Source organism: Paenisporosarcina sp. P4_D4 (genome assembly GCF_056401835.1).
Genome location: NZ_JBFUIO010000004.1, coordinates 62,774 through 85,053, shown reverse-complemented (window position 1 = coordinate 85,053; position 22,280 = coordinate 62,774). Strand labels below are relative to the sequence as shown.

The 22,280-nt window shown below is 40.5% G+C and carries 34 protein-coding genes; 4 read left to right on the top strand and 30 right to left on the bottom strand.

The genetic code is table 11. The features are described from left to right. Positions 1-404: 404 nt before the first annotated feature. A complete protein-coding gene (locus AC1DSL_RS02740; protein ID WP_477531070.1) occupies positions 405-1,055 on the top strand; it encodes a hypothetical protein in 651 nt (216 codons plus the stop codon). A gap of 95 nt (positions 1,056-1,150) precedes the next feature. Here AC1DSL_RS02740 and AC1DSL_RS02735 read toward each other — a convergent pair whose 3' ends face one another. After that, on the bottom strand, positions 1,151-1,828 hold the full coding sequence (locus tag AC1DSL_RS02735; RefSeq protein WP_016429923.1) for a KinB-signaling pathway activation protein: 678 nt from the start codon (positions 1,826-1,828) through the stop codon (positions 1,151-1,153). Positions 1,829-1,976: 148 nt separating this feature from the next. Between AC1DSL_RS02735 and gerD the strand changes: the two genes are divergently transcribed. Continuing rightward, the gene (gene gerD, locus AC1DSL_RS02730) at positions 1,977-2,573 is read left to right on the top strand and encodes a spore germination lipoprotein GerD (protein ID WP_342542702.1); all 597 of its coding nucleotides are present in this window, start codon (positions 1,977-1,979) and stop codon (positions 2,571-2,573) included. A 41-nt stretch (positions 2,574-2,614) separates the two neighbouring features. Here the strand turns inward: gerD and AC1DSL_RS02725 are convergent, their stop codons facing one another. The 3 genes from AC1DSL_RS02725 to AC1DSL_RS02715 form a co-directional block, all read right to left on the bottom strand. Then, complete coding sequence (locus AC1DSL_RS02725; RefSeq protein ID WP_477531069.1) at positions 2,615-3,673, bottom strand: P-loop NTPase; 1,059 nt, start codon at positions 3,671-3,673, stop codon at positions 2,615-2,617. A gap of 150 nt (positions 3,674-3,823) precedes the next feature. Next, positions 3,824-4,537, bottom strand: coding sequence for an N-acetylmuramoyl-L-alanine amidase (locus tag AC1DSL_RS02720; protein WP_342542700.1), 714 nt, complete (start codon positions 4,535-4,537; stop codon positions 3,824-3,826). A gap of 133 nt (positions 4,538-4,670) precedes the next feature. Beyond that, entirely contained in the window at positions 4,671-5,372 is a 702-nt protein-coding gene (locus AC1DSL_RS02715) for a DUF421 domain-containing protein (RefSeq protein WP_477531068.1), read from the bottom strand. A gap of 137 nt (positions 5,373-5,509) precedes the next feature. Here AC1DSL_RS02715 and AC1DSL_RS02710 point away from each other — a divergent pair, with 137 nt between their 5' ends. Both AC1DSL_RS02710 and AC1DSL_RS02705 read left to right on the top strand, forming a co-directional pair. Beyond that, positions 5,510-5,809 (top strand): hypothetical protein, encoded by a 300-nt coding sequence (locus AC1DSL_RS02710; protein ID WP_477531067.1) that lies wholly within the window; start codon positions 5,510-5,512, stop codon positions 5,807-5,809. A gap of 5 nt (positions 5,810-5,814) precedes the next feature. Next, on the top strand, positions 5,815-5,958 hold the full coding sequence (locus tag AC1DSL_RS02705) for a hypothetical protein (protein ID WP_477531066.1): 144 nt from the start codon (positions 5,815-5,817) through the stop codon (positions 5,956-5,958). A 114-nt stretch (positions 5,959-6,072) separates the two neighbouring features. On the opposite strand, the gene AC1DSL_RS02700 is transcribed toward AC1DSL_RS02705, so the two are convergent. The 26 genes from AC1DSL_RS02700 to rplX all read right to left on the bottom strand — a co-directional run bounded on the left by AC1DSL_RS02700 (position 6,073) and on the right by rplX (position 22,260). Further along, positions 6,073-6,690 carry a YitT family protein gene (locus AC1DSL_RS02700; RefSeq protein ID WP_477531065.1) on the bottom strand — a complete coding sequence of 206 codons (618 nt, stop codon included), beginning with the start codon at positions 6,688-6,690 and terminating at the stop codon, positions 6,073-6,075. Between the two features lie 141 nt (positions 6,691-6,831). Then, positions 6,832-7,686 (bottom strand): alpha/beta fold hydrolase, encoded by an 855-nt coding sequence (locus AC1DSL_RS02695; RefSeq protein ID WP_477531064.1) that lies wholly within the window; start codon positions 7,684-7,686, stop codon positions 6,832-6,834. 164 nt (positions 7,687-7,850) lie between these two features. Beyond that, positions 7,851-8,549 carry a DUF4386 domain-containing protein gene (locus tag AC1DSL_RS02690; RefSeq protein WP_477531063.1) on the bottom strand — a complete coding sequence of 233 codons (699 nt, stop codon included), beginning with the start codon at positions 8,547-8,549 and terminating at the stop codon, positions 7,851-7,853. 275 nt (positions 8,550-8,824) lie between these two features. After that, positions 8,825-9,217 (bottom strand): 30S ribosomal protein S9, encoded by a 393-nt coding sequence (gene rpsI / locus AC1DSL_RS02685; RefSeq protein ID WP_016429914.1) that lies wholly within the window; start codon positions 9,215-9,217, stop codon positions 8,825-8,827. A gap of 20 nt (positions 9,218-9,237) precedes the next feature. After that, the gene (gene rplM, locus AC1DSL_RS02680) at positions 9,238-9,675 is read right to left on the bottom strand and encodes a 50S ribosomal protein L13 (RefSeq protein ID WP_016429913.1); all 438 of its coding nucleotides are present in this window, start codon (positions 9,673-9,675) and stop codon (positions 9,238-9,240) included. 166 nt (positions 9,676-9,841) lie between these two features. After that, the gene (truA, locus tag AC1DSL_RS02675; protein ID WP_477531062.1) at positions 9,842-10,591 is read right to left on the bottom strand and encodes a tRNA pseudouridine(38-40) synthase TruA; all 750 of its coding nucleotides are present in this window, start codon (positions 10,589-10,591) and stop codon (positions 9,842-9,844) included. Between the two features lie 19 nt (positions 10,592-10,610). Beyond that, positions 10,611-11,408: an energy-coupling factor transporter transmembrane component T family protein gene (locus AC1DSL_RS02670; protein ID WP_477531061.1), complete on the bottom strand. Its 798-nt coding sequence runs from the start codon at positions 11,406-11,408 to the stop codon at positions 10,611-10,613. After that, positions 11,405-12,277, bottom strand: a complete 873-nt coding sequence (locus AC1DSL_RS02665; protein WP_477531060.1) for an energy-coupling factor ABC transporter ATP-binding protein — start codon at positions 12,275-12,277, stop codon at positions 11,405-11,407. Before AC1DSL_RS02665 ends, AC1DSL_RS02670 begins: the two co-directional genes overlap by 4 nt. Continuing rightward, positions 12,253-13,098, bottom strand: a complete 846-nt coding sequence (locus AC1DSL_RS02660) for an energy-coupling factor ABC transporter ATP-binding protein (protein WP_477531059.1) — start codon at positions 13,096-13,098, stop codon at positions 12,253-12,255. The genes AC1DSL_RS02665 and AC1DSL_RS02660 overlap by 25 nt, the downstream gene beginning before the upstream one ends. Positions 13,099-13,479: 381 nt before the next feature. Further along, positions 13,480-13,860, bottom strand: coding sequence for a 50S ribosomal protein L17 (rplQ, locus tag AC1DSL_RS02655; RefSeq protein WP_477531058.1), 381 nt, complete (start codon positions 13,858-13,860; stop codon positions 13,480-13,482). 51 nt (positions 13,861-13,911) lie between these two features. Continuing rightward, positions 13,912-14,856 carry a DNA-directed RNA polymerase subunit alpha gene (locus tag AC1DSL_RS02650; protein ID WP_016429907.1) on the bottom strand — a complete coding sequence of 315 codons (945 nt, stop codon included), beginning with the start codon at positions 14,854-14,856 and terminating at the stop codon, positions 13,912-13,914. A 140-nt stretch (positions 14,857-14,996) separates the two neighbouring features. Next, positions 14,997-15,386 carry a 30S ribosomal protein S11 gene (gene rpsK / locus AC1DSL_RS02645; RefSeq protein ID WP_016429906.1) on the bottom strand — a complete coding sequence of 130 codons (390 nt, stop codon included), beginning with the start codon at positions 15,384-15,386 and terminating at the stop codon, positions 14,997-14,999. A 25-nt stretch (positions 15,387-15,411) separates the two neighbouring features. Continuing rightward, positions 15,412-15,777 carry a 30S ribosomal protein S13 gene (gene rpsM / locus AC1DSL_RS02640; RefSeq protein ID WP_016429905.1) on the bottom strand — a complete coding sequence of 122 codons (366 nt, stop codon included), beginning with the start codon at positions 15,775-15,777 and terminating at the stop codon, positions 15,412-15,414. Between the two features lie 23 nt (positions 15,778-15,800). Next, on the bottom strand, positions 15,801-15,914 hold the full coding sequence (rpmJ, locus tag AC1DSL_RS02635; RefSeq protein WP_000868344.1) for a 50S ribosomal protein L36: 114 nt from the start codon (positions 15,912-15,914) through the stop codon (positions 15,801-15,803). Between the two features lie 37 nt (positions 15,915-15,951). Next, on the bottom strand, positions 15,952-16,170 hold the full coding sequence (gene infA, locus AC1DSL_RS02630) for a translation initiation factor IF-1 (protein WP_016429904.1): 219 nt from the start codon (positions 16,168-16,170) through the stop codon (positions 15,952-15,954). 423 nt (positions 16,171-16,593) lie between these two features. Next, positions 16,594-17,247, bottom strand: coding sequence for an adenylate kinase (locus AC1DSL_RS02625; RefSeq protein WP_016429903.1), 654 nt, complete (start codon positions 17,245-17,247; stop codon positions 16,594-16,596). A gap of 63 nt (positions 17,248-17,310) precedes the next feature. After that, the gene (secY, locus tag AC1DSL_RS02620; protein WP_016429902.1) at positions 17,311-18,603 is read right to left on the bottom strand and encodes a preprotein translocase subunit SecY; all 1,293 of its coding nucleotides are present in this window, start codon (positions 18,601-18,603) and stop codon (positions 17,311-17,313) included. After that, positions 18,603-19,043, bottom strand: coding sequence for a 50S ribosomal protein L15 (gene rplO, locus AC1DSL_RS02615; RefSeq protein WP_016429901.1), 441 nt, complete (start codon positions 19,041-19,043; stop codon positions 18,603-18,605). Before rplO ends, secY begins: the two co-directional genes overlap by 1 nt. A gap of 32 nt (positions 19,044-19,075) precedes the next feature. Next, entirely contained in the window at positions 19,076-19,255 is a 180-nt protein-coding gene (gene rpmD, locus AC1DSL_RS02610; RefSeq protein ID WP_016429900.1) for a 50S ribosomal protein L30, read from the bottom strand. Positions 19,256-19,269: 14 nt separating this feature from the next. Beyond that, positions 19,270-19,770, bottom strand: coding sequence for a 30S ribosomal protein S5 (gene rpsE, locus AC1DSL_RS02605; RefSeq protein WP_016429899.1), 501 nt, complete (start codon positions 19,768-19,770; stop codon positions 19,270-19,272). 21 nt (positions 19,771-19,791) lie between these two features. Next, positions 19,792-20,148: a 50S ribosomal protein L18 gene (gene rplR / locus AC1DSL_RS02600; RefSeq protein ID WP_016429898.1), complete on the bottom strand. Its 357-nt coding sequence runs from the start codon at positions 20,146-20,148 to the stop codon at positions 19,792-19,794. Between the two features lie 32 nt (positions 20,149-20,180). Beyond that, complete coding sequence (gene rplF / locus AC1DSL_RS02595; RefSeq protein WP_016429897.1) at positions 20,181-20,720, bottom strand: 50S ribosomal protein L6; 540 nt, start codon at positions 20,718-20,720, stop codon at positions 20,181-20,183. 30 nt (positions 20,721-20,750) lie between these two features. After that, positions 20,751-21,149 (bottom strand): 30S ribosomal protein S8, encoded by a 399-nt coding sequence (gene rpsH, locus AC1DSL_RS02590; RefSeq protein ID WP_016429896.1) that lies wholly within the window; start codon positions 21,147-21,149, stop codon positions 20,751-20,753. Positions 21,150-21,178: 29 nt separating this feature from the next. After that, a complete protein-coding gene (locus tag AC1DSL_RS02585; RefSeq protein ID WP_016429895.1) occupies positions 21,179-21,364 on the bottom strand; it encodes a type Z 30S ribosomal protein S14 in 186 nt (61 codons plus the stop codon). Between the two features lie 19 nt (positions 21,365-21,383). After that, complete coding sequence (gene rplE / locus AC1DSL_RS02580; RefSeq protein WP_016429894.1) at positions 21,384-21,923, bottom strand: 50S ribosomal protein L5; 540 nt, start codon at positions 21,921-21,923, stop codon at positions 21,384-21,386. A 25-nt stretch (positions 21,924-21,948) separates the two neighbouring features. Beyond that, the gene (gene rplX, locus AC1DSL_RS02575; protein WP_016429893.1) at positions 21,949-22,260 is read right to left on the bottom strand and encodes a 50S ribosomal protein L24; all 312 of its coding nucleotides are present in this window, start codon (positions 22,258-22,260) and stop codon (positions 21,949-21,951) included. Positions 22,261-22,280 lie beyond the last annotated feature (20 nt).

The following is a 22,280-nucleotide window of genomic DNA, read 5'->3' as shown; positions in this document are numbered from 1 at the left end:
GTATTAGGCACGCCGCCAGCGTTCGTCCTGAGCCAGGATCAAACTCTCCATAATAGGTGAGTCGATTAGCTCGACTTTGTTGCTGGCGTCAAATTAATGACGTTTTAAAATGAACAATTAAGTTCAAGTTTTGCTTCACACACCGAAGTGTGTTCCGCTTTATTGTTGACGTTTTGCTGTTCAGTTTTCAAGGTTCATTTCGTTGGTCACTCTCGCGACAGCAACTTTTATATCTTAGCAAATTCAGATTGTCATGTCAACAAAAAGTTTTGCTTTTTCTTTTTTGTTTGCCGCTTGTTTTGGCGACTTTTGTATCTTACCATCCTCCAACAAAGTATGTCAATACAATATCATAATTTTTATTGAAGAAAAATAAACTAGTTCATGGGAGGTTGTGTAACTAATTGAAAACACGTATTTTTATAGCCTTAATCAGTGTGTTCGTTTTATTCTTATTTATTCAACAAAATGAGCAATGGACATCGGTTTTCCGAGTAACAGATCAACCTGACGTTTTGATGAAGGGCAATCATGGAATGACACTCACTGTGGATTTGTCTTTTGGCCGTGAAGATGTTGACGAGTGGATTACAAAGTTAGAAAAACCTTATCCACTTCTATTTCTTGATGCAGATTGGATTGAACGTTCTCCTTTAATCGTGAAAAAGATTAAAGAAAAAAAGATTCCAGTGGGATTACTTGGACACGAAAGCAAACACTATGAAGAAACACCTGAATTATTGGGAGAAGAAATCGAACGCTTCAAATCCGCATTCGGTGTTATACCGCTTTGGTATCGGACATATGATCACGCTTTTCCTGAGCCATTAAAGACACAAGTATGGGATTATCAAATGAATATGGTCAGTGCAAACGTCAATTGGATAACTGGTAATGCTCCTACAATTCGGAAAGGAGATATTGTATCCGTTGCCTTACACCAAGAAACTCGTGTTGATTTAAAAGAACTGATTACTTATCAAAAAGCGCATCCTTTCGTTTCTATAGAAGAAACCCTTTTTGGTTATCAGACGGAAACGAAAACTTTCCCCTAAAAATTCGAATGACACCAAAGCTATTGTAACTCCTTTGATCGCATTTATACTTTAGGACAATAAGAAAAGGACATCCAACTGTGGATGCCCTTTTTTTATGCTTTTGCTTTTGCAGCTTCAGCGCGTGCTTTTCTTCGTTCTTCTAATTTTAAACGGTCTGCATCTGACTTCGCATTGTATTTTGGCAATTTTAAAAGTTGGTATGCATTCACAGCTAATAATGGGAACAATAATAAAGTCACATAACGGTCTACATCTTTTTCATCTACCATCAAAACCGGTAACCATTCTAAAGTTGTGATGACAATCATAAAAAATAACGCGGAAATGAATGCGTGTTTTTTTGTCCATTTTGCTTTGAAGTAAGCAACAACCAATCCGGTAACCAACAGTACAGTCAACAGCCCTAAGTACAACAGAAGTTGTGATTGGGTCTCTGCTAGTGGCATAAATCGGAATTTAATCAAATCAAAAATGACTAATGCAATAATTAATAATTGTACCCAGTTCCATAACGTAAGCGTTCTAAAAATATTTACACCGAATTGATGAACTGTCAGATAGGCGAAAAAACCCATTTGACTGAGAACACTCATTGTCATTCCAAGAAACACAAACCATAAGAAACTGGCTGCGAATTCTAAGTACTCACCACTTGCAACATATGGTGCAAATGCGTCTTCCCATCGAATAAATAAACTAAGTACACCAGTAACGGCTCCGCCGATTAGTAGTCCCTTAAAGAAAAATATAACCCAATTTCGTATCGTCACAGCAAAAAATCCTCCGTTTTTCTCGAGTTCCTCTTCTGATTGTATCAACGAATAAGTAAAAAATCTATTTTACGAAGAGTTATCTACATATTCTCAGCGATTTTGTGAACAATAAATGAAAAGGCCAGTGCGAGAAAAGAGGTTGAGTATGCGAAAATGGATAATTCTTATAGGTATCGTTTTATTGACAGGCTGTGGAGGTCAACCACAAAGTAATCCTTCTTATGAAGAAACGAAAAAAATGGTTACAGACACGATGCAAACTGAAGAGGGCAAAAAGGTAATGCGACAAATGCTTTCGGATCCTGAATTTAAAGAACTGTTAGTTTTGGAACAGGAAGATGTAAAAAGCTCAATTGAAAACACACTTCTTTCTAAGGATGCGGAAAAGTTTTGGAAGGATACTTTTAAAGATCCAACCTTCTCCGAAACATTTGCTAAAAGCATGAAGGATCAGCAACAAAAAATCATGACTGATTTAATGAAAGATGCTTCTTTCCAAAAGGAATTAGAATCATTCTTTGGACAACCTGACATGCAAAAACAAATGGAAACAATTTTAAAGTCGTCAACAAATCGAAAAGAAATCGAAAAAATTGTGCAGGAAACGATTGATAGTCCGCTTCTAAAAGCTAAATGGGTAGAATTAATTAAAGCAGCTGGCATGACTGAAGAACAAGGGAAATCACCATCAAAAGAATCTGGTGGCGGTAGTAAAGACGCCGGAGGAAATAAACCACAATAACAGAAACCCCCGCTCGTAATATGCTGAGCGGGGGTTTTACATTATTTTGTTAATTTATTAATGACTTTTGAAGCAATTTCTTCATAAATTTTACCCGTTGTGTGTAAACGTGAATAAACAGATGGTGCAAAATCATCCTCGTTCCAATCAGGTTGACCTAATGGAATTTGCCCAAGAAGCTCTGTACGAAGCTCATCTGCAAGCTTCGGACCGCCACCTTTACCGAAAACATATTCTTTTTCGTTAGATGTTTTCGACTCGAACCATGCCATATTTTCAATTACACCTAGTACTTCATGATCCGTTTGTAGAGCCATAGCACCAGCACGTGCTGCCACGAATGCTGCGGTTGGATGAGGTGTTGTTACCACGATTTCTTTTGATGCTGGAATCATTTGATGGATATCGAGTGCAACGTCACCTGTTCCAGGTGGTAAATCAAGTAGTAAATAATCCAACTCGCCCCACTCAACATCTTTAAAGAATTGATCTAATACTTTCCCTAGCATCGGACCACGCCATACTACAGGTGCATTATCTTCTACGAAGAAGCCCATTGAGATGACTTTTACACCAAAACGTTCAACTGGAATGATGCGATTGCCTTCAATTTTTGGGCTTTGTTGTATTCCCATCATATCTGGCACGCTGAATCCATAAATATCCGCATCGATTAATCCGACTTTTTTACCTAAACGAGCTAATGCCACTGCCAAATTGACGGAAACCGTAGACTTCCCTACGCCTCCTTTACCTGAGGCAATTGAGATAAATTCCACTTTATTTAATGGGGACAACAAATCCTGAGCTTCAGACTCTGTTGCCGTTCCACGGAATTGTGCCAATACTTCTGCAGGTAATTCTTCAAAGCGAATCCCCACTGTACCAACGCCAGCTTGTTTCAATGAGTCTACAACTTTCATTTGCAACTGCATTTGTTCCGCAGTGTTTGTTTTCGCAATCGCCAGCTTTACGCTAACGTGATTTTTTTCTTCTTTAATGGATACTTCTTTAATGCCATTTGTTTCGAGTAACGTTTTATGTAAAAAAGGGTCCAGTAATTGCCCGAGCATTTCACGGACCTGTTGTTCATTCATCAATTTAGACACTCCTTCAATGTACATTTCGTCCTATAGTATATCATATCGAATTGGAGGTGGTAGTGTTGTAAGGTATCCAGATTGAGTGGGTAGGATTGATAAACGGTTACTCGTCAACTTTTCTAAATTACCGGTACATGGTCATTCGTGTCATTGCATTTGACTGTCTACATACTTTTCAATGCCATCAGCAATCGCTTCTGCCATTTGCTCCTGGTAATCTTTTGATGTCAGCAACTTTCGTTCTTCAGGATTACTTAAGAAACCAGTTTCCACTAAGACCGCCGGYACAGTTGCTTTTTTCAATAAATATACTTGTTTGATTGCCAATGCTTCACGGTCGGTGTTTCCGATATGTTCCCGGATGGCACCTTGAATCGCTTTTGCAATAGCCGCTCCACCTTCATGGCCGTCTCTATGGTAAAACACTTGAGCTCCGCGCCATCTTGCATCTGGTATGGAGTTTACATGAACACTGATAAATAAATCCGCATCTGAATTGACAATCATTTCTTCACGCAATTTCAAATCAGCGAGTTTTCTAGCTCGAATGGTCGGAAAAGTTGCTTTTGGATTGTGCTCCGCTACTGCATCATCTGCATGTGAACGTGTCATGACTACTTCTGCACCCAACTTCTTTAATTCCTTCTCGAGCTCTTTTCCCAGTGCAAGCGTAATATCTGATTCGACGACCTCACCCACCGATGCTCCCCCGTCCATTCCTCCATGACCCGGGTCTACCACAATTTTCATTCCACCAAGAGGGGCAGGCAAAAAGAATGCGCGATCGGAAGCTTGCGTTTCATAAACCACAACCGTTACTGAAACTAACAATAAAAGTCCAATTACTATCCAGCGTTTCAACGCGTACGACACCACCTTTTAAACTCACTATACGTATGTCCGAGGCGAACTATGAGCAAAAGATTGGTTGCTTTTAAAACATATAAAACCTTTTCCATGAAAAGAAAAGGTTTCGTCAAATATTATCGGTATTTCAATCGTCTTCTCTTAAATCAATGTAAATGGTGCCATCCGATTCAATCTCGGCATAAAATACTTGTTGTATTGAATTCACGCCATGTTTCTTCAATTGTTTCATTACCCACTCTTCTGTTAGGCCAGCTCCCTGCAAATTTCGCATAATGATTTTACCTTCCGCAATGATTGTGCAGGGCATATATTTCGGCACAACGATTTGTGCTTTTACATCTTGCTTCGTCGCTGATTGCTGCGCAACTTTTTTGAAAACACTCAGCTCTCCGTTTGTTTCCAAAACTGCAAAATGCACATCCTTAACTGAGAAAATCCCCTGCATTCTTAGTAACATATTTAAATCCCCAATAGGAAGGCGGCTTTTCTTAAGTCCGTTCTCCAAAATCTTTCCATTCTTTATGACAATCATCGGTTTATCATCGAGTAATGATTTTGCCTTGGCTGATTTCATTGATATATAACTGAAAATCACTGTTAGAATAGACCACCAAATCAATGATGTTATCGCATTGAAATAATGAGTATCGTCATGTGCAACCACTTCACCAGCTATCGAACCAATAGTGATACCGGTTATGTAATTAAAAAAGGTTAACTGACTTAATTGTTCCTTACCTAAAAGCCGTGCAAGACCAAGCAAGACCACAAAAGTAACGGTCGTTCTAACAATCATCTCTAAAAAACTATAATCATCCAGATTCATATGTAACTTCCCCTTCCTATTACTGCATCGCCTTTTTCATTATTTCCGAATGTAAGATTGCCTATTCACTATAGGGATGAGTTCTACAAACCTTTCTCGTTAAATTACATACGATAGTAAGAGGGGGGAATTCCAGCATGAATGACGATCAGTTTCGCAAACAGTTAAATTCAAAATACACCCTGCATGACTTATTGAAAGGGAAAGACCTTGAAATAATCACCGCTTCCCTGCTTCTCCTCGGAAAGCTTAAAGTGGATGCAGTCACTCTATTTCGCAATTCCCCCAACGTTGATGTCACATTAATCGGGAAATATCGAAGTAAAGAAGATGACAAAACGAATCAGATGGCTGATTTTTTGGATAAAAACGGTGACATGACCCTTGACGAAATGTTTGATGCCCTAAGTAAACGAATGAATAAAAAAAGGAAGTGATACATTTGAATTGTTTTGATGCTAAAAGGAATTCCAGTTTTGATGGAGTGAAATTTGTGAATGTTATTTTACTTGTTGTGTTCATTTCCCTTCTAATTTTCGGTTCCAGAGATATTCCAGATGTGACATTTGAAACCATTATCATTTGAGAACTCATATGTTAAACTCTAAATAAATGGCCACAAACCTCAAAAGAGGATTGCGGCCATTTTATAAATTTCTATTTGTTCGAAAGCCCAGAAAACACTCCGACTCTTTTATAATCAAACTCCAAATGAAATAACAGGCACTTTTACCTTTTTACTCTTCATAGCTAGCAGACTGGTCATCGTCCCAACACAGATTACTGTGATAAACGATAAAACCAAGGAGCTGTCGTCAATTAAAAAGTAACCTGTAAAAACTATAATGAAATCAATCATAAAGATAATCACTCCGGGATTGATTTTCAAATAATTTGCTATAATTTGTCCCAGCAAATCCGTTCCGCCAATACTGGTATCGTAACGAAGCATGAGTCCGATTCCAGCACCAACAAATATGCCCCCTAGTACCGCGCTCCCTAACGGATTTTGATCCAGAACATATCCTAAAGCCCGTAACGGATTATACGTTAAATCCACTACAAAGGAAGAGATCAGCATACCGTGAATACTATTGTATAAAAAAGATCGATTATAAAACAAAGCAAGAATCAATACAGGAACACTCAACAAGATCACCAGCAATCCCACTTGCATCCCTGTCAGGTAATGCAATATTAACCCCATCCCAAAAGTGCCACCATCCAATAACTCATGGTTAATCAGAAAAACGTTCACGCCTATTGCCATCAACAAACTTCCAACAACAATCGATATCGTTTTATGTATAAAGGGCATGCTATTCCACCTTCTTAAAATCACCTTACTGAATGTATATGATTACTTTTCGTAAATATTTCAAATTGAAAAGTCCTTCTGTCATCCTGCAAACAACTAAACTTATTAATAAGTGAAGCCTTCTGCTAAATTGTTCCTTTTTTATCCGATAAAACGAACAAGCTCCCTATTAAATTTTTTCATCTCACAATAGAACAATCCATGCCCACTGTAATAAAAAGGAATGAGTTCCGATCCTTTTATACCCACATGCATAAACTCCCCTAATACATATGGACATACTTTATCTTGTTTCCCATGGAAAATGGCGGTAGGCACATGGATTTCGGCTAGATCATTTCGTAAGTCTTCATCCCTTAGTGCCAAGAGACACATGGCAGTTGCATGACCGGAAGCTTCTAATCCTAGACTCTGAAACCAATCAATAAAACTTTCAGTTAGATACCTTGCGAAAAAAACATCTCCAAAACCAGCCAGCATTTGCGGTCGATTGGTGTATGTTTCTTGAATCAATTGATCTACTTCTTCTGTTGTTTTTCCATATAGAAAATCAGGACGTTTGGTAAAGGAAGGTGCAGCTGCGCCAAAAAGAGCCAACTTTGAAATTTTATGGCCTTCATGGCGGGCCATATAGCGTATGGCAATTGCGCCTCCCATTGAGTGACCAGCTAGAATGACATCCTCCAATTGCAGCGTATCGATTATAACTCGTACATCATCAGCCATTCGATCATAATTATAACCATCCCAAGGGCGATCAGATTTTCCAAATCCCCGATGATCGATTCCGATACAGCGGTAACCCATTGCAGGGAGCTGATCGAACTGATATTCAAACATTTTATGATTGGCTGGCCATCCATGCAAAAACAGAATGGGCTTGCCATTTCCAGGATTCAAATCCTCAACGTAAATATTCACATTCTCTTCAACCGTAATATAATAACCGATTTTTCTTCCCCCGTTACATAATTTGGTATACTCCCGGTCCCTCATAAAGTTCATCCTCGCTATTTTATGCAACAAACTTAAAAGTATTAGATAAAAAGGAAACATTGATAAAACAAAAAAACCTCGCCCACGAATGGGAAAGGGTTGTTGAAAATCCGATGATAAACGTTTTGAGAACTGAGGTACAATTAAAAAGTTCATGTAAACAATTATGAAACCGAAGCAGATTGAAGCGTTTTTGAATTGAACCCTTTCACGATCAGCCATACCGCTAATATCATTTCAAAGAAGAAGATCGGGATTGCCAGGATGGTTCCCCATGTTGAAACCTGCTGAATCACTCCGAACATTTCTAACAAAGCTGCGATTATAATCATTGATGCTCCTGCAAGGCCCATGACGGATATAAATCGGGGTACAAGTTTAGATTGATAAAGCAAATAGCTATACATCAAAGTGTTTACACCTAACATAAAGTTGGGACCCAAAATAAAAGTCCAGTCATGAACTGCCAGTAACAATGTGCCTGAAGTTTGATATGTGGATATACTCGGATTATCTGAACTTACGAATACCTGGCTTAACGTCAATAGAGAAAGTACGCTGACTATGCCAATTACAATGAGAACAGCTTCAAAAAAACGGAAGCACACATACCCACGTGCAATGCTTTCATTTTGGTTTCTTATATATGGATATAGCATAATGGCTGTGCCAATAGCAGAACAGGCCAGAATCAACTCAAAAATCGCCCCAAGTATTATCTGGTTTTCGTTTTTAGCTCCCGAAACGAGGTAATCAGGGTCATTGAGAATCGGATTATACAAAATAAGCCCTATGATTGCCGCAACCGTCGCAACAATATAAAGCACTCCGATAATTCTTGCATTTAATTTGCTCGATTTCACTTATTCAATTCCCTTCCTTTTTTAATCACAATAGGAGCGTAATTTGTGTACACAATTGCTATTAATTATCCTCCTCCGATTGCTTATATTCATTAATATCAACGAATACGTATAATTAGAACAACAGTTAAGACGAGTAAAATCTATATTTACAAAACAGCAAACCTTAACAAATTTTAAAGGTACATTGAGTTATGATCTGTGGTCAAAACAATTTTCCATACACAAAAAAACCCTCTCCCACGAACGGGAAAGGGTTTTTGAAAATCCGAAGATTAACGTTTTGAGAACTGAGGTGCACGACGAGCGCCTTTAAGACCGTATTTTTTACGTTCTTTCATGCGTGAGTCACGAGTTAACAATCCTGCAGATTTCAATGCTGGACGGAAATCAGGATCTACATGAAGTAGTGCACGAGCAATACCATGACGGATTGCGCCTGCTTGACCTGTGTATCCACCACCATTAACGTTTACATGGATATCGTAGCTTCCAACTGTTTCAGTTGCTACTAATGGTTGTTTGATGATTTCGCGTAATGTTGCGAATGGTACGTAGTCTTCTACGTCACGTTTGTTGATTACGATTTTGCCTTCGCCCGGTACTAAACGTACACGTGCAGTTGAGCTTTTACGACGACCTGTGCCGATATATTGAACTTGTGCCAAGGTTGTATCCTCCTCTATGATTATCCGCGAAGCTCATAAGCTTCTGGTTTTTGTGCTGCATGTGGATGTTCTGCTCCAGCGTATACGTGAAGTTTAGTGAACGTTTGACGACCTAAAGAGTTTTTAGGAAGCATCCCTTTGATTGCTAATTCAAGCATTTTTGTTGGGTAGTTTGTACGCATTTGTAATGCAGTACGTTTTTTCAATCCACCAGCAAATTGTGTATGACGGTAGTAAATTTTGTCTGTCAATTTTTTACCAGTCAATTCGATTTTCTCAGCGTTGATAATGATCACGTGATCACCTGTGTCAACGTGTGGTGTGAATGTTGGTTTGTTTTTTCCACGTAAGATAGCAGCTACTTCAGAAGCTAAACGACCAAGTGTTTGGCCTTCTGCGTCTACTACTAACCATTTACGCTCTACTTCGTGACCTTTAGCCATGAATGTTGTACGCATGTATTTTGTCCTCCTAATTCGATCTAATCTGATTTGAAATTTTCTATATCATCATCAACAACAAGTTTCGGGGCTTATTGTGGGGTTAATGAAATACCATGTGTCATCATATAACGTATGGAACAAAAAGTCAAGGAATTATTTTAAAACACCTGGACGTGTTGCTTCATACGGAATAAAATACAGATTCCAAGTACAAACCGTGTGCCGGCGCGGTTTTACCGGCCTTTTTGCGATCCATTGCGGCAAGCATTAGTACCATGTCGCCCGGCTCACGACGACCAATCCCAACTTCCCACAAATTCCCCGCAATGATGCGAACCATATTATATAAAAACCCGTCGCCTTCAATCACCATATGAAGCTCACCCTGCTCACTTTCAATCAATTCCAATCGTTTGATGGTTCGAACCCGGTCGATTACTTCTGTGCGAGCTGAACAAAAACTCGTAAAATCATGTGTGCCTAAAAACGCTTGAGCGGCTTCTCTCATTCGCTCGATGTCCGGATTGGTTCCAGGCATATAAACGACGTAATGACGCTTAAAAGGGCTCTCAACGTCTCCTAAGCCCCATTTGTATCGATATACTTTGCCTGAAGTACCATATCGGGCATGAAAGTCACTTGATACTTCTTCCACAGACACCACTCGGATATCGCCGGGCAGCTGAACATTTAGTGCCCGTTGCCATCGCTCGATGGGAAATTGCRGGTCGGTATCAAAATGGATGACTTGTCCAGTCGCATGAACTCCGGCATCTGTCCGACCACTTGCCACAACACGGACGATTGTCCCTTTGTGCATTTTTGTCAGGACACGCTCCAGTTCGAGCTGTACCGTTCGAGCATTAGGCTGTACTTGATAGCCGGCAAATCCATAGCCGTCATACATGATAATTGCTTTTAAGCGTTTCACTGCATTTTTCCCTCCAGTTTTACGATCGGAGCCACCATAGTAATAAAGTTAATATCCCTAACATGGCGAGTGCCGTACTATCGCGCCAATCCCACTTTAATTGACGGTATCGTGTTCGCCCTTCTCCACCACGGTAGCCACGTACTTCCATCGCTACAGCTAAATCTTCAGCCCGTTTAAATGCACTGACAAACAAAGGGATAAGTAACGGCACAACCGCCTTGATTCGCTCTTTGATGGAGCCCGTACTAATATCGGATCCGCGGGCCATCTGGGCTTTCAAAATTTTATCAGTTTCATCCATCAACGTTGGAATAAAGCGCAACGAAATAGACATCATCAACGCGAGTTCATGCACGGGTAATTTGAAACGTTTGAATGGGTTCAATAGAACTTCCATTCCATCTGTTATTGAAATCGGCGAAGTGGTCAGTGTTAAAATGGATGTGATAAAGACCAGAACCAAAAATCTAGTGGAAATGAAAATACCTTGTCTCAGTCCTTCTTCATACACTTCGATAAACTGCCATTTCCACAATAAGTCTCCTTCTTTTGTAAAGAAGATGTGTATCAGGAAAGTAAATATGAGTAAAAACATGATGGGTTTCAACCCATTAATTAAGAAATATAGTCGAATACGTGATAGCAAAACAGTTCCTAAAGTGAATGCAAGAATTAATGCATATGTCACAGCATTGTTTGCCAAAAAGACAATGGCAATAAACAAAAAGACAAATATCAGTTTCGAACGAGGGTCCAGTTTATGTACAAATGAATCCCCTGGAATATAACGACCAAATATCATTTTTTCCATCATAAGGAATCACGCTCCCTTTGGACGACACGACTTATTTCCAGCGCTAACTGTTCTTCTGTCAAGCAGAGTCTGTCCAATGGATAACCTAGTCGAGCTTCAACTTGACGTTGGAAACGTACAACACGTGGTGCTGCTAAATGATATTCAGCAAGTCTCTCTTCATTTCCGAAAATAGTGACCGGATCGCCACTTAGAACACATCGGCCATCATGCATGATCGCTACTCGATCTGCATAGCGCGCCGCATCTTCCATAGAATGGGTTACCAAAACCGTGGTTAATCCTTTTTCTACATGCAGTTGGTGGAACAAATCCATGATTTCCTGACGTCCACGAGGGTCCAAACCTGCTGTAGGCTCATCTAATACCAAGACGCTAGGTTCCATCGCCAACACACCCGCAATGGCCACTCGTCGCATTTGACCACCCGACAAATCGAACGGTGACTTATCCAGTACTTCTTCAGGTAAACCCAGTTGGTCAGCTAAGACACGTGCCCGTCGTTCCGCCTCTTCTTTTGGTACGCCAAAGTTTAAAGGACCAAACATGATATCTTTCAAGACAGTCTCATCAAACAATTGATGTTCAGGAAATTGAAAAACGATGCCAATTTGCTGACGGATCGATTTTAAGTTCTTTGCTTTCTTGCCAGCTTCAATCGTCATATCGCCAAGCTGTACTGACCCTTCAGATGGTTTCAATAATGCATTTAAATGTTGCAGTAAAGTCGATTTCCCTGAGCCAGTATGTCCGATAATAGCCTGGTAGGAACCAGAAGGAATAAGTAAATCCACGTCGTATAGTGCACGTTTTTCAAAAGGTGTCCCTTTGGCGTAGGCATACCCTACTTGTTGAAGTTGGATGTCCATACATCATTCACCAACTCTTGTTCTGACATGTGTTCGTTGTTTAACTCTATTCCATTCGCACGTAATAGACTGCCCATTTTCATGGCAAATGGCAGATCTAATCCAAGTGCCACCAGTTCTTCTCCACGAGAAAAAATTTCAGCTGGTGTGCCTTCAGCATATTTGTGCCCGTTATTCATTACAAAAATGCGATCCGCAAGTAAAGCTTCCTCGAGATCATGCGTTATGGATAAAACCGTTAACTGTGTTTTCTCCCGTAATCTACGAACGGTAGTTAATACTTCTTCCCGCCCTTGTGGGTCGAGCATAGAAGTAGCTTCATCCAAGATAAGAATTCTCGGCTTTAAAGCCAATGCACCCGCAATAGCTACTCGTTGCTTCTGTCCACCTGATAAATGATGCGGCTCACTATCTAAGAACTTTTCCATTTTCACTTGCGCAAGGGACTCGTGCACACGTACAACCATATCTTTAAACGGAACTCCGTTATTTTCCAAAGCAAAAGCGACATCGTCCTGGACGGTAGCCCCGACAAATTGATTGTCTGGGTTTTGAAATACCATGCCCATTTGTGAACGAATATCCCATAAATTCTCTTCATTCAGCGTTTCACCAAGAACACGTACTTCCCCCGATTGAGGAAATAACAGTCCATTCATGAGTTTCGCCATTGTGGATTTACCAGAACCATTATGACCAACGATTGCAATCCACTCGCCATCATTGACAGAAAAAGAAATGTTTTCTACAGCTTTTCGCGCATCCTTTTCTTCTGGTGAATATGTATAGGTGACTTCATGTAGTGATATTATTTCTGTCATCTCTATATGACCTCCTCTTACTCTGCTCGAACTCAACTCATTCTCATCAATGTTTCTATTTTACACTATTACAAAAACACAGTTTGCACCAGAAAGGTGCAAACTGAGTATATATTCTTACACTGATATCCAAATAATAAATATTTTCTATCAATGAAATAAAAAAGCGCGCACCTCATTCAGAGAAATGCGCTCTTCTATATCTTTTTCGTATTCGGTTGCTCAGACCGTCTACGTGAATGAGGTGCGTAGAGCTAGACGAGACGCTACCAAAAGGTCCGCTCATCGTAACGCTCTGCTTTTCATTATGTCGTATAAATCTTTTTCTTTTAAAAAGAAGAGGGCGGCTACTAACCTAGAACCCTCTTCGAATTGTGATGATTAAACTAATTCAATCACTACAACAGGTGCTCCGTCTCCACGACGAGGTCCCATTTTCATAATACGTGTGTATCCGCCTTGACGATCAGCGTAGCGTGGTGCTACATCATCAAACAATTTTTGCAAAGCATAAATTGTTGTTTCAGTGCCTTCTTCATCAGTAGCAGTCACTAGTTCACGACGAATATAAGATGCAGCTTGACGGCGTGCATGCAAATCTCCACGTTTACCTAATGTAATCATTTTTTCAACAACTGAACGAAGTTCTTTCGCACGAGCTTCTGTCGTTTGAATGCGTTCGTTGATGATCAAATCAGTTGTTAAGTCACGTAACATCGCTTTACGTTGAGAACTTGTACGACCAAGTTTTCTGTAACCCATAGATGTTTACCTCCTTTGTTGAATATTAATCTGTTATATCAAAAAAGTCGCTTAGTCTTCTTTGCGTAATCCTAAGCCAAGCTCTTCTAACTTCGCTTTTACTTCTTCTAGTGATTTACGTCCAAGGTTACGTACTTTCATCATGTCGTCTTCTGACTTGTTAGCTAACTCAAGTACCGTGTTGATACCAGCGCGCTTCAAGCAGTTATAAGAACGAACAGAAAGATCAAGCTCTTCGATAGTCATCTCCAACACTTTTTCTTTTTGGTCTTCTTCTTTCTCAACCATGATTTCAGCAGTTTTTGCCTCATCAGTCATACCAACGAAGATATTTAAATGCTCCGTTAAAATTTTCGCGCCAAGCGAAATCGCCTCTTTAGGACCGATGCTGCCATCTGTCCACACATCAAGAGAAAGTTTATCGAAGTTAGTCATTTGACCAACACGAGTATTTTCTACTTGGAAATTGACGCGTGAAACTGGAGTATATATAGAGTCGATTGGGATCACGCCGATAGGAAGATCCTCACGTTTGTTTTGATCAGCAGGAGTGTAACCGCGGCCGCGTTGTGCATACATACGCATACGCAAATGACCATTTTTACCGATTGTTGCAATATAGAGATCAGGATTTAAAATTTCTACATCACTGTCATGTGTAATGTCAGCAGCTGTAACCGTTCCATCACCTTTAACATCAATCTCAATGACTTTTTCTTCGTCAGAGTAGATTTTAAGAGCTAGTTTCTTCACGTTCATAATAACTGAAGCGACATCTTCAACTACGCCCTCAATAGTAGAGAACTCGTGAAGCACGCCATCAATTTGAATAGAAGTTACAGCAGCCCCTGGTAAAGAAGACAAAAGGATACGACGTAGGGAATTACCTAATGTGTTTCCATATCCACGCTCAAGCGGTTCTACAACAAACTTGCCAAATTTGGCACCTTCGCTGATCTCAACCGTTTCAATCTTTGGTTTTTCAATTTCGATCATTCAAATATACCCTCCTTCAAAACATCGAATGTATAGGTTCGTTCCATCAGAAATCAATAAGTACTAAGACTTATCGGTGATTGCACAACTCAGTTTGTACAAGAAATGATGTTCTCAATCAATTAATTGAGTCGCACCTATTACACGCGACGACGTTTTGGTGGTCGGCAACCGTTATGCGGAACTGGAGTTACATCTTTAATAGCTGTAACATCTAGACCAGCAGCTTGAAGTGCACGAATTGCAGCTTCACGACCAGCACCAGGACCTTTTACCGTTACTTCTAACGTCTTAAGACCATGTTCCACAGAAGCTTTCGCCGCTGCTTCAGCAGCCATTTGCGCAGCAAACGGAGTTGATTTACGAGAACCTTTGAAACCAAGTGAACCAGCACTTGACCAAGATACCGCATTTCCTTGCATATCTGTAATCGTTACAATTGTGTTGTTAAATGTAGAGCGGATGTGAGCAATACCGGATTCGATATTCTTTTTCACACGACGCTTACGTGTTTGTTGTTTACGTGCCATGTTAGGAAGAAACCTCCTTTACCGATTATTTTTTCTTGTTAGCAACAGTTTTACGAGGACCTTTACGCGTACGCGCATTGTTCTTCGTATTTTGACCGCGAACAGGTAAACCTCTACGATGACGGATACCACGGAATGAACCGATTTCCATCAAGCGTTTAATGTTTAATGATACTTCACGGCGAAGGTCACCTTCTACCTTGAAAGCACCGATTGATTCACGAATTTTGTTTAATTCGTCTTCTGTAAGATCACGCACGCGTGTATCTTCAGCAACTCCTGCAGTAGCTAAAACTTTTTGTGCAGTTGTTTTACCAATCCCGAAAATATATGTTAATGAAATAACAACGCGTTTATCGCGCGGAATGTCAACACCAGCAATACGAGCCATGTGTGTCGTGCACCTCCTTCAAATTAGCCTTGTTTTTGTTTATGTTTAGGATTTTCACAGATTACCATTACTTTACCGCGTCTGCGAATAACTTTACATTTTTCGCAGATCGGTTTCACAGATGGTCTCACTTTCATCTAACCCAACCTCCTTAGTGGTCCGGAGTGCAAAAGATTATTTAAAACGGTATGTGATACGACCGCGAGTTAAATCGTAAGGAGAAAGTTCAATTGTGACTTTATCTCCAGGCAGGATGCGGATAAAGTGCATACGGATTTTGCCCGAAACATGTGCAAGAATCGTATGACCGTTTTCCAATTCTACCTTAAACATCGCGTTTGGCAAAGTCTCAACAACTGTACCTTCGACTTCAATTACATCGTCTTTCGCCATCAACCCTGTCTCCCTTCTGTATAAAAAATCAGGTTCTCATCATCAAATCAAACGGAATGTTCCGCAAATCGAAACCCGTGTAGGATTCTTTTCGTTTCAACATATGTTTGTTTTGCATGAGAGATGTTCGAAAGACACTCGTCAGGCTTCGCTTCTGGCAACCTACGGAGTAGACTGACCCGGGTGAACCTTGTCTCCCTCATGTAAACACGACCGCTCGGAATGCCTTGGATGAGTTCCACCATATCCGTTACACAGATGCTTCCACGAAACCCATTATACCTTGTCGGAAGTAGAAATGCACGAAAGGACAAAGGGATCCTCTTAGACGTAACATTGTCTATTTCGTTCTTTCGTATATCGGGCATAATTTGCTTTTGCAGCTCTAGAAATTAAATTCCGTTTACAAGCGTGCCGCTAGGTTCAGCTGCGGTTGCCCTCTAAAAGAGCGTTTAAATCAGCAAATACCTTATGAATGTCTTGCTGACCGTTAATATTTGTCAACACGCCTTTGTTGCCATAATAGTCAAGCAAAGGTTGTGTTTGTTTCATATTTACTTCCAGACGGTTTGAGACCGTTTCCGGATTGTCATCCGCGCGCTGGTAAAGCTCGCCTCCATCTTTATCACACACTCCATCTTTTTGAGATGGATTGAAGATTAAATGGTACGCAGTGCCGCAGACTTTACAGATGCGACGACCAGTTAGGCGCTTAATCAACTCTTCTTGTTCAACTTGGATGTTCAAAACGTGCTCTACGTCTTTGTTCAAATCTGCTAAAAGCGCATCAAGTGCTTCAGCTTGAGGAACAGTACGTGGAAACCCGTCCAATAGAAATCCTTTTTCACAATCAGCTTTGCTTAATCTTTCACGGACAATTCCGATCGTTACTTCATCAGGTACTAATGCACCCTCATCCATAAACGCTTTGGCTTTTAGGCCTAGTTCCGTACCATCTTTTATAGCTGCTCGGAACATGTCGCCTGTAGAAATATGAGGGATTTCGTACTTCTCAACAATTTTATCTGCTTGAGTGCCTTTACCTGCACCTGGCAGACCCATTAAAACGATATTCATACGTTTTGCCCCCTGCTACAATTTGCAGGTTAAAAGGAACGAAATCGTTCCTCTAAACCAACATTATTTCATGAAGCCTTTGTAGTGGCGTTTCACTAGTTGTGCTTCGAGCTGTTTCATCGTTTCCAGTGCAACACCGACAACGATTAACAAACTTGTTCCACCGATTTGTGCAGCAGCTGGAAGACCAGCAAAGTTAATGAACAAAATCGGCATGATTGCGACTAGCGCAAGGAAAATCGCACCCACGAAAGTTAAACGGTACAAAACTGTTGTTAAGTAGTCTTGTGTGTTTTTTCCTGGACGAATTCCTGGAATATATGCACCTTGCTTTTTCAAGTTATCGGCAACATTTTCAGGATTCACTTGAATGAACGCATAGAAATACGTAAATGCAACGATTAACGCTACATAGATGAGCATGCCCACCGGTTGCGAGTAATCAAACGTGTTCTGAATGAAATCTGTTACTTTATTCTGTCCGAAGAAGGTGGAAAGTGTTTGTGGTGTAATGATAAACGCCACTGCGAAGATAACTGGAATAACACCAGCTGCATTCACTTTTAACGGTAAGTGTGTCTGTTGAGCACCAGTAGTCCCACGGCCAGTTACACGTTTTGCATACTGAATCGGAATTTTACGTAATGCTTGTTGAACGTAAATGACTCCTACAGTGATTGCAATAATCGCTAAAAGAAGAAGTGCCAAAATCGCAATTTTGATGAATAATTGATCACCAGCGTCTTCAATTTGAGATGCATAGATTTGGTTAGCAGTACTTGGCATCGCAGCAACGATACCTGCAAAGATGATAATGGAAATACCATTACCGACACCTTTAGCAGTAATCTGCTCAGATAACCAAAGAAGGAACGCAGTTCCACCTGTTAACACAATAGCTATGACAATATACGTTGAAATGCCATCGGCTTTAATTAAAGAGCCATCATACATACGGTTAAACCCGTAAGACATTGCCATCGCTTGAATGAACGCCAACACGATTGTGAAGTAACGTGTGAACTGAGCAAGTTTACGTCTTCCGACTTCACCTTGTTTTGCCCACTCCGTAAACTTCGGTACAACATCCATTTGTAGCAATTGTACAATGATGGATGCAGTGATGTACGGCATGATTCCCATTGCTAAAATCGAGAAGTTAGCAAGGGCACCGCCACCAAATGTATTTAAGAAACCAATTAAGCTATACTGGTCAGCTGCTTGCAAGACTTGAGCATCAACGTTTGGTACCGGAATGAAAGTTCCGAGACGGAAAACGATCAGCATCAACAGAGTGAATACAATTTTATTTCGTATATCTCTAACGCGCATAAAGTTGGAGATTGTCTGAAACATTATACCACCTCTGTTTGTCCGCCCGCAGTTTCAATAGCTTCTTTAGCTGAAGCAGAGAACTTGTGAGCTTTCACAATAAGCTTTTTGTCAAGAGATCCGTTACCAAGAATCTTGATTCCAGCTTTTTCGCTGCTCACAAAACCTGTTTCAATAAGCAAAGCAGGTGTAACCTCTGTGCCTTCTTCGAAACGGTTTAATGTATCAAGGTTCACAATAGCGTATTCTTTACGGTTAATGTTCGTAAAGCCGCGTTTTGGTAAGCGTCGGAACAATGGGTTTTGACCACCCTCAAATCCTGGACGAACACCGCCGCCAGAACGAGCGTTTTGACCTTTATGACCTTTACCTGCAGTTTTACCATTACCAGAACCAATCCCGCGACCTTTACGCTTGCGCTCAGAACGAGATCCTTCTGCCGGTTTTAACTCGTGCAGTTTCATATGTGTGGCACCTCCTTATTCTAAAGTACGTTTTATAGTTCCTTTACAGAAACTAAATGAGCTACTTTCCCAACCATCCCACGGATAGCTGCGTTGTCAGCATGCTCAACAGTTTGATGCATTTTACGTAAGCCAAGAGCTTCTACAGTTTTACGTTGATCTGGTTTAGAACCGATCACGCTTTTAGTGAGGGTAACTTGTAATTTTGCCATTGTCATTTCCCCCCTTAACCTAGTAACTCTTCAACTGATTTGCCGCGTAATTTAGCAACGTCCTCAGCACGTTTTAGTCCAGTTAAGCCATTGATTGTAGCACGTACCATGTTGATTGGTGTGTTAGAACCAAGAGATTTAGAAAGAATATCAGTAATACCAGCTAGCTCAAGTACAGCACGAACTGGACCACCAGCGATAACACCAGTACCAGGAGCAGCAGGCTTGATTAAGATTTCACCAGCGCCAAAGTTACCGATAATTAAGTGTGGAGTAGTACCACGTACCATAGGCACTTCGATCAGGTTTTTCTTCGCATCTTCTACTGCTTTACGGATAGCATCAGGTACTTCTTGTGCTTTACCAGTACCGAATCCTACGTGGCCATTCTTGTCACCAACAACAACCAATGCAGTGAAGCGGAAACGACGTCCACCTTTTACAACTTTAGCTACGCGGTTAATAGTAACAACGCGTTCTTCAAGTTCAAGTTTGTTTGGATCAATGCGACGCATGAAATGTGTCCCTCCTTCTTATTAAAATTCTAAGCCATTTTCGCGAGCAGCTTCAGCTAAAGCTTTAACGCGTCCATGATATAAGTAACCGCCACGGTCGAATACAACAGATTTGATGTTTTTTTCCGTAGCACGTTTAGCGATTGATTCACCGATTGCGATTGCAGACTCTACATTACCTTTACCATCGAAATCTTTTTCCATAGTAGAAGCACTTACAAGTGTTACACCAGCAGTATCATCGATCAATTGCGCGTATAGATGTTTATTAGAACGGAATACGTTTAAACGAGGACGTTCAGCTGTACCCGTGATTTTAGAACGTACACGTGCATGACGTTTTTTACGAACTTGATTTTTATCTTGTTTCGTAATCACAGAGGTCACTCCTTTCTAATGCTTAGGCAGCATTATTTACCTGTTTTACCTTCTTTACGACGAACAACTTCGCCTTCATAACGAATACCTTTACCTTTATACGGCTCTGGTGGACGTGTTTGACGGATGTTAGATGCTAATGCACCAACGCGCTCTTTGTTAATTCCTTTGATGCTGATCTTAGTGTTTGTAGGAACTTCTACAATTAAGCCATCTTCAGGAGTAAATTCTACTGGATGAGAGTAACCAACGTTCAATACAAGTTTTTCACCTTGTAAAGAAGCACGGTAACCAACACCAACTAATTCAAGATTGCGTTCGAACCCTTTAGATACACCTTCAACCATGTTTGCAAGCAAAGCACGAGTTGTACCGTGAATCGTACGGTGTTCTTTAGATTCAGAAGGACGTGTTAAAGTAACAACGTTTTCTTCTTTTTCGATTTTAATATCTGCATTAAAAGTACGAGTAAGCTCGCCTTTTGGACCTTTTACAGTAACTTCATTGTTTGCACCAATTGTTACAGTAACGTCAGCAGGAACCTCAATTGGTTTTTTACCTACACGAGACATTTATTTGCACCTCCATTCGTTTGTTGCTTTTTACCAAACGTAAGCTACGATTTCGCCGCCAACTTGTTTAGCGCGTGCTTCTTTATCAGTTAATAGACCATTAGAAGTTGAAACTAAAGCAATCCCAAGTCCATTTAATACTCTAGGTACTTCATTAGTTTTCGCATATACACGAAGACCAGGTTTTGAAATACGTTTTAAACCAGTAATAACGCGCTCGTTGTTTTGACCGTATTTCAAGAAAATGCGAATGATACCTTGTTTGCTATCTTCAACATATTCTACGTCACGAACAAAACCTTCACGTTTAAGGATCTCAGCGATCTCTTTTTTCATGTTTGAAGCAGGTACTTCCAGTTTTTCGTGGCGAACCATGTTCGCGTTACGAATACGTGTAAGCATATCTGCAATCGGATCTGTCATTGTCATTACATTAACCTCCTTCCCAGTTTAGGGGATTACCAGCTGGCTTTTTTCACGCCAGGAATTTGTCCCTTGTAAGCAAGTTCACGGAAACAAATACGGCAAAGTTTAAATTTACGTAAGACCGAATGCGGACGTCCGCAACGTTCACAACGTGTGTAAGCTTGTACATTATGCTTTGGCGTGCGCTTTTGTTTAGCGATCATTGATTTTTTAGCCACGTTTACGCCTCCCTTATGTTTACTTTTGGAACGGCATTCCGAATTGTGTTAGTAACTCACGAGCTTCTTCGTCAGAGTTCGCAGTTGTTACAATTACGATATCCATACCGCGTACTTTAGACACTTTATCGTAGTCGATTTCAGGGAAGATCAATTGTTCTTTCACACCTAATGTGTAGTTACCGCGACCGTCGAATGCTTTTTTAGAAACACCACGGAAGTCACGTACACGTGGAAGAGAGATAGCAATTAATTTGTCCAAGAATTCGTACATACGCTCACCGCGTAATGTTACTTTCGCGCCGATTGGCATACCTTCACGAAGACGGAAGCCAGCGATTGATTTCTTAGCTTTAGTTACAACAGGTTTTTGACCTGTGATGATAGTTAATTCTTCTACAGCAGCGTCAAGTGCTTTAGTGTTTTGAACAGCGTCACCAACACCCATGTTGATAACGATTTTATCCACTTGTGGCACTTGCATTACTGATTTATATTCAAACTTGCTCATTAGAGCAGGAGAAACTTCCTTAAGAAACTTTTCTTTTAGGCGGTTCATGTGTGTACCTCCCTTCTTCTTTTACTTATTTATCGATTTGTTCGCCAGATTTTTTTGCAACACGAACTTTTTTGCCATCTTCCACTTTATAACTTACGCGAGTCGGCTCGCCTGATTTAGGGTCGATTAACATAACGTTCGATACGTGAATTGATGCCTCTTGGCTGACAATTCCACCTTGTGGATTTGCCTGGTTTGGTTTCATGTGCTTTTTCACAAGATTCATACCCTCAACTAGCACACGGTCTTTCTTTGGAAAAGCAGCAATGATTGTACCAGTTTTGCCTTTTTCTTTCCCTGAGATCACCATAACTTTGTCGCCTTTTTTAACATGCATTCTGTCGCACCTCCTTGTTT

Excerpts from the sequence above, each read along its gene's own strand:
- rplQ (WP_477531058.1), bottom strand. The coding sequence starts at position 13,860 with ATGGGTTACAGAAAACTTGGTCGTACAAGTTCTCAACGTAAAGCGATG.
- AC1DSL_RS02715 (WP_477531068.1), bottom strand. The coding sequence starts at position 5,372 with ATGAATCTGGATGATTATAGTTTTTTAGAGATGATTGTTAGAACGACC.
- rplX (WP_016429893.1), bottom strand. The coding sequence starts at position 22,260 with ATGCATGTTAAAAAAGGCGACAAAGTTATGGTGATCTCAGGGAAAGAA.
- rpsE (WP_016429899.1), bottom strand. The coding sequence starts at position 19,770 with ATGCGTCGCATTGATCCAAACAAACTTGAACTTGAAGAACGCGTTGTT.
- rplO (WP_016429901.1), bottom strand. The coding sequence starts at position 19,043 with ATGAAACTGCACGAGTTAAAACCGGCAGAAGGATCTCGTTCTGAGCGC.
- rplE (WP_016429894.1), bottom strand. The coding sequence starts at position 21,923 with ATGAACCGCCTAAAAGAAAAGTTTCTTAAGGAAGTTTCTCCTGCTCTA.
- AC1DSL_RS02650 (WP_016429907.1), bottom strand. The coding sequence starts at position 14,856 with ATGATCGAAATTGAAAAACCAAAGATTGAAACGGTTGAGATCAGCGAA.
- AC1DSL_RS02695 (WP_477531064.1), bottom strand. The coding sequence starts at position 7,686 with ATGAGGGACCGGGAGTATACCAAATTATGTAACGGGGGAAGAAAAATC.
- rpmD (WP_016429900.1), bottom strand. The coding sequence starts at position 19,255 with ATGGCAAAATTACAAGTTACCCTCACTAAAAGCGTGATCGGTTCTAAA.
- secY (WP_016429902.1), bottom strand. The coding sequence starts at position 18,603 with ATGTTTCAGACAATCTCCAACTTTATGCGCGTTAGAGATATACGAAAT.
- rpsH (WP_016429896.1), bottom strand. The coding sequence starts at position 21,149 with ATGACAATGACAGATCCGATTGCAGATATGCTTACACGTATTCGTAAC.
- rpmJ (WP_000868344.1), bottom strand. The coding sequence starts at position 15,914 with ATGAAAGTGAGACCATCTGTGAAACCGATCTGCGAAAAATGTAAAGTT.
- rpsK (WP_016429906.1), bottom strand. The coding sequence starts at position 15,386 with ATGGCACGTAAACAACAAACACGTAAGCGTCGTGTGAAAAAGAATATC.
- AC1DSL_RS02665 (WP_477531060.1), bottom strand. The coding sequence starts at position 12,277 with ATGGACATCCAACTTCAACAAGTAGGGTATGCCTACGCCAAAGGGACA.
- rplF (WP_016429897.1), bottom strand. The coding sequence starts at position 20,720 with ATGTCTCGTGTAGGTAAAAAACCAATTGAGGTTCCTGCTGACGTTACT.
- AC1DSL_RS02670 (WP_477531061.1), bottom strand. The coding sequence starts at position 11,408 with ATGATGGAAAAAATGATATTTGGTCGTTATATTCCAGGGGATTCATTT.
- AC1DSL_RS02710 (WP_477531067.1), top strand. The coding sequence starts at position 5,510 with ATGAATGACGATCAGTTTCGCAAACAGTTAAATTCAAAATACACCCTG.
- rpsM (WP_016429905.1), bottom strand. The coding sequence starts at position 15,777 with ATGGCTCGTATTGCTGGTGTTGACATTCCGCGCGATAAACGCGTTGTT.
- AC1DSL_RS02660 (WP_477531059.1), bottom strand. The coding sequence starts at position 13,098 with ATGACAGAAATAATATCACTACATGAAGTCACCTATACATATTCACCA.
- gerD (WP_342542702.1), top strand. The coding sequence starts at position 1,977 with ATGCGAAAATGGATAATTCTTATAGGTATCGTTTTATTGACAGGCTGT.
- infA (WP_016429904.1), bottom strand. The coding sequence starts at position 16,170 with ATGGCGAAAGACGATGTAATTGAAGTCGAAGGTACAGTTGTTGAGACT.
- AC1DSL_RS02700 (WP_477531065.1), bottom strand. The coding sequence starts at position 6,690 with ATGCCCTTTATACATAAAACGATATCGATTGTTGTTGGAAGTTTGTTG.
- AC1DSL_RS02625 (WP_016429903.1), bottom strand. The coding sequence starts at position 17,247 with ATGAATATCGTTTTAATGGGTCTGCCAGGTGCAGGTAAAGGCACTCAA.
- rplM (WP_016429913.1), bottom strand. The coding sequence starts at position 9,675 with ATGCGTACAACATTCATGGCTAAAGGTCACGAAGTAGAGCGTAAATGG.